Here is a 13660-nt window from a genome sequence, read left to right on the forward strand (position 1 = left end):
GGATTAAAATATTTTTAGGATTTTTAAAATAATATATGGGATCAAGGTTAATACAAATAAAAACGAAAAGTTGTATAGGCTGAACTTCAGTAAATATTTTTTCCCCTGGTTGGGATAGGATTGAATATATAACTTATAGGAAATCACACTTGCCATCGAAGCAATAATGGTACCTAGACCACCGATATTTACTCCTAATAATAAAGGTTTCCAATTCGAAGTAAACTCTGCCAGAAGGATGGAGGCAGGGACATTACTAATAAATTGACTTAAAAGGATAGAGTTGAAATAGACCGAAGCAGAGTCTTTCAGACTTGCACTTGCCAACACATGCACGGCATTTGTGTTGGATATATTTCCTACAAAAATAAAAAAACAAATAAAGGTTAATAGCAGTAAATAATCAATTTTAAACAATAGTTTACGATTCAAAATGGCAACAATTATCAAGGTAACAATGAAAGCAACTTGAAAAGGGATTACACCAAAAATGGAAGCGATGATGATGATTAAAACCATTCCCCATACCATTGTTTTCTTTGGATCGGTAATCTGTATCGGAGGAATCTCTACCTTCAATTCTTTTTTATCTAGTCTACGAATGAAGAAATATAAACAAATGATACCAAGAATAGCTAGTAAAAGAACCGTCATGAAAAAGGGCATCGGCGTTATTCCATAAAAAGAATAGATAAACAAATTTTGTGGATTTCCCATTGGCGTTAGACTGCTGCCAATATTTGCAGCGATCGTTTGCAGGATAATCGTTTCCATCATGGGCATTTTCGTTTTCCTGCTAATTACCAGGGTCAGAGGCACGAAAGTTAGTAATGCCACATCGTTTGTCATGAACATGGAGCTGAAAAAACATAACAATATGAGAATTGCTGAAACTGATTTACTATTATTGCATTTATTTAATATAGAGATAGCAAATTTGTCTAAAACTCTTAGTTCCTCGAAAGCCTTAATCGCAAGCATCAGGTTAAATAAACTAATCAAAACAGGAAAATTTAGATACTCTATTTTGGGAGATTGAAATAAACAGCTGCCAGCTGCTAAAACAATAGAGATGGTAAAAACCATGTCTTTTTTTAGAAAGCCTAGATTTAGCTTGATCCTTTTTTTATTTTGAATTAAAACGGACTCTTTCACATTACACCACCGATGTTTGATAGACTTGAAGTATATTCACAACGTTAAGATTCTATCATGGAGCTTACTTTTTAGGAATCAAAAATAACCCAACTAAATGCGGATGGGAAATTTTTGTATTATGAGCAAAAATGGTTTATTATGCTATTGTACTGAAAAAACAAATAGTAATGGAGGAAATGGAATGTATACTTCTATCTCACATTTTATCGATGAATGGAATCAAGAAGCAGCTACAACCCAAAAGGTTTTAGATGCCTTAACGGATGAGTCACTTCAACAAAGGGTTTCACCTGAAGACCGTACTTTAGGAGCCATTGCTTGGCATATTGTTTCTAGTACACCAGGAATGCTTATTGAGTTTGGCGTAACAGTTGATTCGGTTAAAGACGAAAGCACTATTCCAACCTCAGCTAGGGAAATTGCAGAAACATTTCGAAGTGTAAGTGCTAACACTAGTGAGGCAATTGGCAACCAATGGACAGATCAAACTTTAACTGAAATGAAAAATGTATTTGGAATGGAATTGCAAAAAGCCGCAACACTTAATATGCTCATCAAGCATATTGTTCATCATAGGGGGCAAATGACAGTTCTCATGCGCCAAGCTGGTTTGAAGGTTCCAGGAGTTTATGGACCATCAAGAGAGGAATGGAGCCTTATGGGAATGGAAGCTCCATCTATCTAATGGTTTCTTAGTAGATACATGTAAGCACTCATCAAATGGGTGCTTTTTCTTATGTTCAAAAAATATAACAAAAGAATTCCTTATTCTCCGCATTTTTACAGTTCTCTACGACTTTTGACGTATTTTTTAGTTTAGAATCGAAAATTTATTATTTTGGATGTATAATAGATTCTTGTGTTGTTCTATTAAAAAGAAGGAGGTAGTATTTTGATGGAATGGACTTTATTCGGATTGTTTCTGCTCTCCGCCTTATTGCTAGTGTTTTCAATTCTTAAGACATATCGTGACTCTAAAGTAGAAAAAAAGCAAATTGATTTAGTACATGTATCAATGATGAAAGAAATCAATAGCATTCAAGACTCAATCCGAGATATCGAGCTTGATATAGAAGTGGTTATTAAAGAAGCTGGAATTAAACTTTCTGCAGACGAGAAGCTTTTTATGCGTGAAGTAATAGACTTATACAGACGTAATTACTCAATTGAAAGCATCGCTGAGAAAAAAGAAGTATCAGAAACTGAAATTGAACAGCTGCTAACACCTTATCTGAAAATGAAGGATGAAGGGGGACTAGTTGCCAATGCGAATTAACTTATTGAGCAGCTTTGCAGCAGGTTTACTTATTTCGACAACGATATGTGGCGTTGTATACTTCACTGATGATAGTACTCCTCAAAAAGCATCAGCCAAATCTTCCGAAAAAGTTCAACTAACTGCAGCACAGATGAAGGAACATCTTGAATCTGCAGGTTATGTTGTTCAAACAAAAGATGAATTAGAAAAGACTTTGCAAGCAGCAAAGAATGTTGAAACAAAGCCTGCTGATTCAAAAGAAAAGGATAAACCCGTAACCCAAGTAGTAGTCAATGTAGCAGATGGGATGACTAGTATCGATGTCGCTAATGTGCTCGTTCAAGCGAGTTTGATCCCTGATGCGTTTGCCTTCACGCAGGATATTGAAGCAAGAGGGTTACAAAACGCTTTACGTCCAGGTTCCTATACAGTTAATAGTGGAATGTCATACGACCAAATCATTGGAACTATTTTTACAAATTAAATAGAACAAATCAAAAGCCGTACTCTTTTAGAGTCCGGCTTTTCTTAATCGAAAAATCTACTAGTATATTCCAAGAACTCGTCGATATGATAAAATAAGAATATTATATATTCAGAGGAGCAGCTATCATATGGATAAACAATCTTACTTCTATCAGTTTATTGAGCCTATATCTAAAGAACTGGCGTTAGTAGCACGTGAATTGGAAAATAGTATTTTTTCCAGTCCAAGAACCATGCTGACACACGCTCGTGTATTTATGGAAAATATTTTGCAGCAGGTTATACGTGCTGAGGAATTGCCAGAAGATCCTCGAGCAAATTTAAAAGATCAGCTTGATATGCTTAACGACAAAGGATATTTAATTCCTGAAATAAGAGATGCTTTGCATTTTGTTAGGCAAATTGGAAATCAAGCAGCCCATAATTCGAGAATGTTCCGGTATTCTGAGGCATTATTGTCTTGGGAAGCATTATATAAAATTGTCAAATGGTATGTGGAGGTGTACGGTCCAGTAGATATTACTGTTCCGGATTATCAGGATCCATCACCTATCCTGGAAAAAAGATATGATATGTCCGAGCTTGAAATTAGACTCCAGTCACTTGAAGAGCTCCTTTCTAATTCGGTTGAAAAGCTATCTGCTGAGTCTGCACTGGCAGAAGCAGCAGTAAGTGTTGAAACCCCTGAAGCAGCAGCACCTACAAATGAAGAGGGTAATCCAGGAGTGACCACGATTCGTACAATTTCGTATAATGGCAGACAATTGGAAGTTCCCTATTTTCTTCGCGATGTGTTCCTGCTGCCACAACGATTTGATAAATCCGAAACCTTTCTCATTCGATTAGGAGCAGAGCAACAAGGACGGATCATGAGTGAGCTGCCAAAGAATCTCACGGGTCTTCACAAGCATGTGAAACGGTATAGTGAAAAGAATGATGAAATACTCTTTGAGGAATTAAGGACTTTTATTGAGGAAGAAATAATTAGAAGGAATCTATCACTTAAACGACAAGGTGAACTGTTTTTCTTTTACAAGGCTGACCATATCATTGTCACCGAAGAACTTTCCAAGGTTCCGCTTACCTCGGCAGAATTCACTGGCATTCCAAGCCTATTAAGACAACTTAATGAAGATCAAATTGAAAGTGTGGGACAGCTTCCGAAGGAGCTTGTTATCCTGGCGAAATATGAAAATGTCGGGATTGGCACAGTCGAAAAGCTGTTTGAGCAGTTGAAGAAAAAAGCAAATGAAAAAGCCGCTGTTACACCAGAGGTCGAGGAGTCTAATCGGACAAGTTATAAAAAATGGGAATCCTTATATATCAATGTAAAGCTTGGAAAAGGGAACACTGTTATCCGGGGTGAAAGTGTGCCTGCCCTTTGGAAAGAAGGTTTAAATTGGATTGAAGATCATCATCTGCCTCTTCATCAAATAATAAAAGAGGGTGTTGTTCTTGGTTCAACCGATAACGGTAAACGCTTTGCCATGGCGCTTGAACCTGTTCATAAAGATAAAAGGAATTTCACTCAATTGCATACCTATAAATCTAAAATAACAGGTGCAACGTATTACCTTGAAACCAAAATTAATCCAAAATCCGGACTTGAAACTCTGGCAAAATTACTTACACGTTTAGGTGTAGAAGTGAAAATTCCATTATTAGAAAGTAATGATTAATAAGACACACCGACATTTTTTAAAAAGGTCGGTGTTATTTTCATTTTGGTAAAAATAATTATATCCATGAAATACCAAAGGATTTATAATATAGAGTAATAAATTTAGAGTACCGAAATAAATTAATGAAGATATTCTAATTAAAAGGTGTTGGAGAGAATGCAAAAAACAGAAGAAGCGCTCAGTATGAAATCCTTGTTCATTTTCTTTATTCCTTTAGGATTGTCTGCTAGTCTTGTTACGATTTCCCATATCATCATAAATAGTACATTAGTTAGAGCGGATAATTCTGAATTTATTTTGGCAAGTTATGCGATTGCGATGAGTTTGTTTGGAATTACAGAACGGCTAGGAAATTTGCTTCGTCAAACTTGTTCTTCATTGGTGAGGGATAAAAATTCGTATAAATTAATGTCCCATTTTGCTTTTTACTTAATAGTTAGTTTAATGTTGGTCGCCATTTCAGTTGCATATACACCGGCAGGAGATTTTATTTTTGCGAAAATCTTCGGAGCTAATGGGAACATGGTGGAGGATATTAAGGGGATTTACCAAGTACTTATATTCGTTACGATTTTTTCTGCACTCCGTTGTTTAGCCCAGGGAATTATTATTTATAACCGACAAACAAAATGGTTAACCATTGGAATGGTCATAAGGCTGGTAGCCATGTATCTGTTGTCCTTATATTTCATTCACAGTGGTCAAATTTCAGGAAAATCAGGTGCGATTATTTTCTTAATCGGAATGATGATTGAATGTTTAATCAGCTTTATTGAAGCAAGGAGCTTAGTTCTCAAAATGCCTGAAAAGCACGAGCTACAAATAGAGTCTAAGAGAACTATATTCAAGTTTTATAGTCCACTTATGTTTTCTTCTGTAATTGTCGTTATGATAGGACCTGCAGTCAATGTTTCTTTAGGTAAAACAGTTAATATCGAGCTTGCCATTGCGAGTTACGCCATAGCCATGAGTGTGACCCAATTGATTTTAAGTTTTTTCACCTATATCCATCAAATTGTTATCAATTTTTATGGTGACCATAACACCATTGTGAAGAAGTTTTTAATTGTGATAGGTTTTGTCCCGTGTATATTAGTGGGCATTCTATCGTATACTCCGCTTGGAGGACTATTTTTAGAGCATGTGATTGGGGTAAATGGAAGATTATTAGATGCCAGTTTACAAGTTCTAAAAGTCACCATGTTAATGGCGTTAGTGTTTCCGTTTGTGGATTTCTATAATGGATTATTGATGGTATATAAACGAACAAAAGTAACGATTATTTCTCAGTCTGCCAATTTTGTAGTTACATTGATTGCGTTAATCATAGGAGTGAATTTTGCAGCTCAATGGAATGGATCAATCGGCGCAATAGGACTTTCTTTTGGGTTTTTGGCGGAGTTAATCGTTGTAGGCAGCTTCGTCCACGCCATAGAGCGTAAAGAAGGAAAAGCTACTATGATTGGTATAAAAGGGTTTTTAAAAGCAGACAAAAATCGGTAATGCATCACTTCATGAGGTCAATTATGTTTGATACAATATGATTTTGGGTCTCATGAACACTTCATGAGACCAGTTTTTTCTAAATTTATAATGAAAATGGGGTTCATGAAACTCCTTTTGTTGGTATTAATCCCGTATTGTTTTTAAGATCTCCTTTATGTAAAAAGATGGAATTGCAGCCCCGACGATTTCTTTTGTTTCAATTTTTGGGTTCTGAAGGGTGGCAAAAATGACACCAACCACTTCACCATTTTGATTCAGTACTGGACTGCCACTATTACCTTTATAAATTGGGGCTTCAATCATCATAACCGGTATATCCCAGTCGGTTAACTTAGCTTTTCCAATGATTGTACCTTGATTGGCTATTTGGCTAAAAGCTAACGGATTACCGATAAAAATGATTTCCTCGCCGACCCATTTTTCCCAATCTTTATTGATAGATAGTGGAAGAAATGGCAGGTTTTCAGCGTCAATCTCTACAATAGCCACATCTATTTCCGGTTGTTTCGCGATTACCTTGCCAACATAAGACTTACCAGATTTGAAATGAACATTTACTCGATTTGTTCGCGTGACAACATGTTCATTGGTGACAATTAAACCATTAGGTGAGACCGTAAAGCCAGTTCCTTTTACTCCATCCCATTCAATCGTCACAACGGATTTTTTGTAATCTTTCACTTCTGGTTGCTTCGATAATCTATTAGACACTTCAACAAAGGTGATAGCAGGGAGGTTGAAAATATTAATCCACACCTCTAACCCACTTATTAAAAGTGCCAGCACGAGCAGGGAACTAACGATTTTGACGATAAACTTTTTCCGCTTTTTCTTTTGGAGTTTCTCTTTTTCCCATTCCTGCTTATCATCTGGATTAAAAAAGGCTTCCCAATCTATTTCTTCATCAGTTTGATAATGGTCTTTATTTTCGTTATCCACATTCAATACCTCACCACTAATTTGTATAATTCTATTATATCGATTATGAGTGAAAAACTAATCATTATTAATCAATCAAATTTTCATGATAAAATTTAATAAAAAGAGGAGAGGACTTATGGGAAATGGAGATTAAAAAAGTATCAATTATCGGATTAGGAGCATTAGGAATTTTATTCGGAAACCATTTAGCCAAGAGAATGCCAAAGGAAAATGTGAGGTTCATAGCCGATAGTGATCGAAAGGTAAAATATATGAATGAACACGTCTATTGTAATGGTGAACCTTGTGACTTCCTTTATGTAACACCTGAAGAAACCTGTGAACCAGCAGATTTACTGATTTTCACAGTGAAATATGAAGGCTTACATGAAGCCATCCAAGCAGTAAAAAATCATGTAGGGAAGGATACCATCATTATTTCCGCATTAAATGGAATTACAAGTGAAGCGATCATAGGTCAGGTTTATGGTCTGGATAACATCCTTTATAGTGTGGCCCAAGGGATGGATGCGGTAAAAGTAGGAAATAAACTTACATATGACCATATGGGAATGCTTTGCATTGGTGATCAAAAGCCAGGAATGATTTCAGAAAAGGTTAAGAGCGTTGCTGCCTTTTTTGATAAAATCGATTTTCCATACGAGGTAGACACCAATATGAATAAGCGTCTATGGGGAAAATTCATGCTGAATGTTGGGGTCAATCAAACCGTTGCTGTATATGAAAGTAAATATGGTGAAATTCAACGGGAAGGCGAAGCAAGGGACACCATGATCGCCGCCATGAGAGAGGTAATTACCTTATCTGAATACGAGGGGATCAATCTAACAGAGGTCGACCTGAATTATTGGTTAAGCGTATTAGCCACATTGAGCCCAGAAGGGAAACCATCCATGGCACAAGATTTGGAAGCGCGGCGAAATAGCGAGATACCATTGTTTGCGGGAGCAGTATTGGAGATGAGTGAAAAACATCGAGTACCAACCCCTGTAAACAAAAAACTATATGATACCATCAAATCGGTTGAAAGTACTTATTGAAAAAGAAATCACTTTGATATAGAAAGACGCATAGGTTAAACTAAAATTAACTTAAAAGAAATGGAGGTTTTCCCTTTGACTGCGTCTATAAGACTACGATTCCCAGCTTTGAACTTTTAATTGAATAGGTTCAAGGACTTTGTACGTGTGCAGAGTTAAGGGAGTGGTCTGTCTATTTTTAGGGAAACCTTTATTTTACGATGATGTAAATAAAGAGGGGACGATTCTGCCCTCTTTTTTGCTGTTTTTTTTAGATGTAATTTCAGTTTCTATAAAAATGTCCTTGACCACAAACAAAACAAATTAAAAATATTAAATAGGACGTGTTATCTATGGAAACACCAAATCATGAAATGAATAATTGGAAACGAAATACGATTCTCTTTTTGGGAAGTCAAACGATATCGCTTTTTGGGTCAGCCTTGGTTCAATATGCGATCATGTGGTATATCACCTTGAACACTCAGTCGGGTGTTATGATGACAATCTCTATCATTTGCGGCTTTGTCCCAACCTTTTTTCTTTCTCCATTTGCAGGAGTATGGGCAGATCGCTACAATCGAAAAATGCTAATTATCCTATCAGATTCCTTGATAGCCATTTCAACTTTGATATTAGCCATCCTGTTTTTAATGGGGTACGAGGCACTTTGGTTATTATTTCTTATGTCAGCGATTCGGGCGATTGGAACAGGAATTCAAGGTCCAGCGGTTGGAGCTATTCTTCCTCAGCTTGTTCCAGAGGATAAACTGACAAAAGTGAACGGAACAAACGGGAGTATCCAGGCACTAATCATGCTTGTTGCGCCAATGGTCAGTGCGGCAATGCTGACAATGGCTTCAATGGAAGCAATCTTCTTTATAGATGTAGTCACTGCAGCAATCGCGATTTTTATTTTACTAACATTTTTGCATATCCCTATCCATGCAAAAGCGGCAGAAAAGCAAACGACCAGCTATTTCAGCGACTTAAAGCAAGGTTTTATTTATATTCAAAATCACGCTTTTGTTAAGAAGTTTTTTGTATTTTTCGCGGTATTCTTTGTACTTGCGGCACCTGTTGCTTTTCTTACCCCGCTACAGGTCACGCGAAGCTTCGGTGATGATGTATGGCGATTAACAGCGATTGAAATTACTTTTTCAATCGGAATGATGCTGGGTGGTGTGTTTATGGCATCTTGGGGCGGATTTAAAAACAAGATTCATACAATGACATTAGCTGCCCTTGTGATGGGAGCCTTTACATTTGCACTTGGTATTACCTCAATTTTTTGGCTCTATTTAGTTTTCATGGGAATCGTAGGTGTTGCAATGCCAATCTTTAATACACCATCTACTGTTCTTTTACAAGAGAAAGTAGAGGGGGATTATCTAGGAAGAGTCTTTGGTGTCTTAGGGATGATTTCCACCTCGATGATGCCACTAGGAATGCTGATATTCGGACCAATAGCCGACATTGTTAAAATAGAATGGCTGCTAATAGGTACTGGTTTATTGATGTTTATTCAAGGCTTTTTCTTAGTGGGAAGTAAAGTGTTATTAGAAGCAGGGAAACCAGTTGTAAAAGAAAGCACCAATTAAGGGATTCTATAATCCAAAAAAGCCGTTCCTTCTTTAAAAAGAGGACGGCTTTTTTTGGTATAGCAAAGTTAGGGTTTACGAGAATTTGAAAATGTCTGAATCAAAACACTCTTAATGATTCTTGGCTGCATTAGAGAAGTTATCGGACGAACAAGATTCATCACTTTCACAAAAACTTGCCATAATAATGTAATAAAGATGCCCATAGAAAAAGCAACCCTGCCTTTAACGAGAAGTTAGGTGGGGTTACTTAGATTAAGCACCAAGTTGTTCTGAGATGTATGAAGAATTGGCTTCATCCCAGTGAAAAATTCCTTCTTGGAGTTTTATGGTTGAATCGAAAGGGCGAGGTAGAGGTAAATTTCCTAACTTCTCCAACAATTGATTTCTTAATTGTATGAGTTCATTTTTCGAAGCAATTCGAATCACTTGATTCAGGGAAATATGATTCAAACTTATTTTTTTACTATTACATATGCTTTCTTGGAAAGGCTTGTTAAACTGAATCATCATTTCTAAATCATTTAGGCAGGCAACGCCAAAAACATCTTTAATAGTGTCTTCATATTTAAGCTGATAACCAGTTGCAAATTTAATAATATTTTTCTCGGGATTTTCTAAAATATAAATTGTATCAATTTGATTTTTCATTCATTAGCACCCTTTTGGAGCGGTTGGTCTGGTTTATCCCTTAAGTCACCGCTTTAGTTTGTTAACTCATCACTATTTCATTATAGCATATATTTGTGTTTTTGTAGCAAAAAGACAACCTGTATGTGACATTTGTCATACTCTACATATGACACCTGGTACTTACAGTAATGATTTTATTTCCCTATACTTGATTTAACGACACAAACCGAAGGGAATAAAAAACATGTCTGTACAACAAAATACTAAAAATTTACGAAAACAAGTTGCTCCTTTTGAAAAATCAACGACGAAACAAAGTGTATTTCAGATTATCAATACGGTGGGACCATTTATCCTATTGTGGTTCCTTGCATATCAAAGCTTAGCTATTTCTTATTGGTTAGCATTGGTACCAATTATTATTGCAGCAGGTTTTTTAACAAGAATTTTTATCATTTTTCATGACTGTACCCACCATTCGTTCTTTAAAAACAGAACTGCGAATCGTGCAGTTGGTACCGCAATGGGAGTTTTAACTTTATTCCCGTTTGATCAATGGGGTCACGAGCATTCTGTTCATCATGCAACAAGTGGTAACTTGGATAAGCGTGGTACAGGTGATATTTGGACACTAACTGTTGATGAATATTTAGCAGCACCGCTTAAACTTCGTTTAGCATACCGTTTTTATCGCAATCCATTGGTTATGTTTGGTTTAGGACCTATATATGTTTTCATGTTAAAAAATCGATTTAACCGAAAAGACGCCCGTAAAAAAGAACGAATGAATACTTATTTGACTAATGTTCTGATTGTTGCTTTGATTACATTGCTTTGCATGACAATTGGCTGGCAGTCATTTCTACTAGTACAAGGTTCAATTTTCATGATTTCAGGTGCAGCAGGTATTTGGCTGTTTTACGTTCAGCATACATTTGAAGATTCTTATTTTGAAGAAGATAAAGACTGGGAATATGTAAAAGCAGCGGTTGAAGGAAGTTCTTTTTACAAGCTCCCAAAACTTTTGCAATTTTTAACAGGGAATATTGGTTTTCACCATGTTCACCATTTAAGCCCACGGGTCCCGAATTATAAACTAGAAGAGGCTCATAATGAGACGCTTCCATTACAAAACGTGCCAACGATTACACTTGCAACAAGCTTAAAGTCACTTCGTTTCCGTTTATGGGATGAAAAAGCTAAGAACTTTATTGCATTTAAAGACGTGAAAGCTTTAGCCAAAAAACAGATTTCTGTTCAAGCAAAACCAGAATTGTAATTTCACCCATTTCGTTAGGCTTCCCTTATAGGGGAGTCTCTGCATAACTAGCAGCGGTCTGATAAGGAGAGAGATAAAATGATTCGAATTGTAATCGCAGAGGATCAGGAGCTGCTGTTAGAGGCCATGGGCAATCTGCTGAATTTGGAAGAGGATATTGAAGTGGTCGGTCAGGCAGGCAATGGGGAAGAGGCACTGACGCTTGTGCACCAATTACAGCCAGACCTTTGTATTTTGGACATTGAAATGCCTGAAAAGAGTGGTCTAGAGGTGGCAGAAGAATTACAGCTTAATAACTGTAAAGTGTTAATTTTAACGACCTTTGCCAGACCAGGATATTACCAACGTGCATTGAAGGCTGACGTAAGGGGTTATTTACTGAAAGATAATCCAAGTGAGGAATTAGCTTTTTCCATTCGCAGCATTTTGGATGGAAAGCGAATTTATTCCAATGAACTAATGGACGAGGTTTCTTGTGATGAAAATGCCGATTCACTCCCTCTGAAATCTGCTCAAAATACCAAAACGGGGTCCGTCAAAAATTATTTATCATCCATTATGGATAAAATGAAATTACCAACAGGATAGGCAGTAAAAGCATCCAAGAGTATTTGGATGCTTTTTTATGTCTTTTTAGGTAAAAGTTGGGATATGATTTTCGTGTATAGTATTTTAAATAAGGAAGGGAGAATGATGAACAAACATTGAAGGAAGCCTATGAAGGCTAGGATGGGGTCAAAAAACATCAAACCACATTGGTTCATCGTCATCAGGATCCCCATTGTAATTGATTAGAATTTCATCACCTTTTTTGATGTTTTTATAAGCAAAAATGTCAATGGTTTGGTTTTTTAGATTAAGTTTATATAAAGAATTCGGGGTGTAGGAGTGGTTAAACAGCGATCCATATCCAAGTGCTAACGCACATTCTTCTAAATCCTCACCCCACCAGAACGCGTATTCTACCAAGATGGTTTTTTTCAAATATTTATACTCATCCTTAGAGGAAATAATCACCGGTGCTTCATGAATGAGCTCATCTTTCATGATGTTGCGAGTTGCAAATATTCCTCTGCCGTACTTTGATTTCTTCACTTCAAACATATAATCAGCACCACCATTTAATTAAATAATTGAATGAAAACACTTTAGTATTAATCTATGAATGAATGGATAATTTTGTTTAAGCAATCCTATAAAAAAAAGATTAATGAGGTGGTGCTAAAATGAGGCTAAATCATAAAACATTTTGTGGTAACGAGTATGATCAATTAAAACGCGTGATTCTTTGTCAGCCCCAGTACATGACGATCCGTGAAGTCATCAACGAAACACAAAAGGAATTTAAGGATGAAGGTATACATATAAAACTTGCGTTGGAACAACATAGGGAGTTTGTTAGAACCTTAGAAGCGAATGGTATTGAGGTGATTTTATTACCGTACCATAAAAAATTCCCAGAACAGGTATTCACAAGAGATATTGGTTTTACCTTAGGGCAAACCATTTTTGTTGCAAAGATGGCACATGATGTTCGTATCGGGGAGGAAGAGGTTTTAAAACAGTGGCTAGATGATGAAGAAATGTCTTATTACAATTTAGCTGAAGACAGGATTGAAGGCGGAGATGTAATCATTGATGGGGAAACGATTTACGTGGGATTAAGTAACAGGACCCATCTGGAGGCTGTTGAACATCTGCAAAGTATACTAAATCAATATGATGTCAAAGCCATTCCATTTAAGGAACGATATCTCCATTTGGATTGTGTTTTTAATGTAATATCACCTGATATTGCCCTGATTTATCCACCAGCACTTACAAAGGAAGATATCGACCTATTTTCATCACGGTATGAATTAATTGAGGTATCAGAGGAAGAACAATTTACACTAGGAACAAATGTATTAAGTATTGGGAATAAGAAAATTTTAAGTTTACATGTTAATAAACAGGTGAACCAAAAGCTGCGAAACCATGGATTTGAAGTGATCGAAGTGGATATTACAGAGATCATCAAATCTGGTGGTTCCTTCCGCTGCTGTACACTCCCCATTTTAAGGGGATAAGAAAAAGGCTGTCCGAGTGTTCGGACA

General features: G+C 36.5%; 14 protein-coding genes. 10 read left to right on the forward strand and 4 right to left on the reverse strand.

Going from position 1 to position 13660, the window contains the following annotated elements; translation table 11 throughout:
• Positions 1-3: 3 nt before the first annotated feature.
• Positions 4-1155 carry an SLC13 family permease gene (locus TR08_RS20835; protein ID WP_045521579.1) on the reverse strand — a complete coding sequence of 384 codons (1152 nt, stop codon included), beginning with the start codon at positions 1153-1155 and terminating at the stop codon, positions 4-6.
• Between the two features lie 184 nt (positions 1156-1339).
• Here TR08_RS20835 and TR08_RS20840 point away from each other — a divergent pair, with 184 nt between their 5' ends.
• The 5 genes from TR08_RS20840 (at position 1340) to TR08_RS20860 (ending at position 6087) form a co-directional block, all read left to right on the forward strand.
• Entirely contained in the window at positions 1340-1843 is a 504-nt protein-coding gene (locus TR08_RS20840; protein ID WP_045521584.1) for a DinB family protein, read from the forward strand.
• Between the two features lie 210 nt (positions 1844-2053).
• Entirely contained in the window at positions 2054-2434 is a 381-nt protein-coding gene (locus tag TR08_RS20845; protein ID WP_045521585.1) for a hypothetical protein, read from the forward strand.
• Complete coding sequence (locus TR08_RS20850; protein ID WP_045521586.1) at positions 2424-2900, forward strand: aminodeoxychorismate lyase; 477 nt, start codon at positions 2424-2426, stop codon at positions 2898-2900. Before TR08_RS20845 ends, TR08_RS20850 begins: the two co-directional genes overlap by 11 nt.
• A gap of 130 nt (positions 2901-3030) precedes the next feature.
• Positions 3031-4581: a DUF4145 domain-containing protein gene (locus tag TR08_RS20855; protein WP_238579206.1), complete on the forward strand. Its 1551-nt coding sequence runs from the start codon at positions 3031-3033 to the stop codon at positions 4579-4581.
• Positions 4582-4740: 159 nt separating this feature from the next.
• On the forward strand, positions 4741-6087 hold the full coding sequence (locus TR08_RS20860; protein WP_045521588.1) for a multi antimicrobial extrusion protein MatE: 1347 nt from the start codon (positions 4741-4743) through the stop codon (positions 6085-6087).
• 126 nt (positions 6088-6213) lie between these two features.
• On the opposite strand, the gene TR08_RS20865 is transcribed toward TR08_RS20860, so the two are convergent.
• Positions 6214-7029, reverse strand: a complete 816-nt coding sequence (locus TR08_RS20865) for a S1C family serine protease (protein ID WP_238579207.1) — start codon at positions 7027-7029, stop codon at positions 6214-6216.
• Positions 7030-7154: 125 nt separating this feature from the next.
• On the opposite strand from TR08_RS20865, the gene TR08_RS20870 reads away from it, so the two are divergent.
• Together TR08_RS20870 and TR08_RS20875 are read left to right on the forward strand one after the other, a co-directional pair.
• The gene (locus TR08_RS20870) at positions 7155-8072 is read left to right on the forward strand and encodes a ketopantoate reductase family protein (protein ID WP_045521590.1); all 918 of its coding nucleotides are present in this window, start codon (positions 7155-7157) and stop codon (positions 8070-8072) included.
• A gap of 353 nt (positions 8073-8425) precedes the next feature.
• Positions 8426-9652, forward strand: coding sequence for an MFS transporter (locus tag TR08_RS20875; protein ID WP_045521786.1), 1227 nt, complete (start codon positions 8426-8428; stop codon positions 9650-9652).
• 255 nt (positions 9653-9907) lie between these two features.
• Here the strand turns inward: TR08_RS20875 and TR08_RS20880 are convergent, their stop codons facing one another.
• The gene (locus tag TR08_RS20880; protein ID WP_045521592.1) at positions 9908-10303 is read right to left on the reverse strand and encodes a hypothetical protein; all 396 of its coding nucleotides are present in this window, start codon (positions 10301-10303) and stop codon (positions 9908-9910) included.
• Between the two features lie 226 nt (positions 10304-10529).
• On the opposite strand from TR08_RS20880, the gene TR08_RS20885 reads away from it, so the two are divergent.
• A complete protein-coding gene (locus TR08_RS20885; protein ID WP_045521593.1) occupies positions 10530-11564 on the forward strand; it encodes a fatty acid desaturase in 1035 nt (344 codons plus the stop codon).
• Between the two features lie 78 nt (positions 11565-11642).
• Positions 11643-12152 carry a response regulator gene (locus TR08_RS20890; RefSeq protein WP_045521594.1) on the forward strand — a complete coding sequence of 170 codons (510 nt, stop codon included), beginning with the start codon at positions 11643-11645 and terminating at the stop codon, positions 12150-12152.
• A gap of 147 nt (positions 12153-12299) precedes the next feature.
• Here the strand turns inward: TR08_RS20890 and TR08_RS20895 are convergent, their stop codons facing one another.
• Entirely contained in the window at positions 12300-12668 is a 369-nt protein-coding gene (locus TR08_RS20895; RefSeq protein WP_045521596.1) for an SET domain-containing protein, read from the reverse strand.
• A gap of 122 nt (positions 12669-12790) precedes the next feature.
• Here TR08_RS20895 and TR08_RS20900 point away from each other — a divergent pair, with 122 nt between their 5' ends.
• Complete coding sequence (locus TR08_RS20900; protein ID WP_045521598.1) at positions 12791-13633, forward strand: dimethylarginine dimethylaminohydrolase family protein; 843 nt, start codon at positions 12791-12793, stop codon at positions 13631-13633.
• Positions 13634-13660: the final 27 nt, after the last annotated feature.

The organism is Neobacillus niacini, from assembly GCF_000759675.1.
In the GTDB taxonomy this organism is placed as follows: Bacteria; Bacillota; Bacilli; order Bacillales; family Cytobacillaceae; genus Neobacillus; species Neobacillus niacini_A.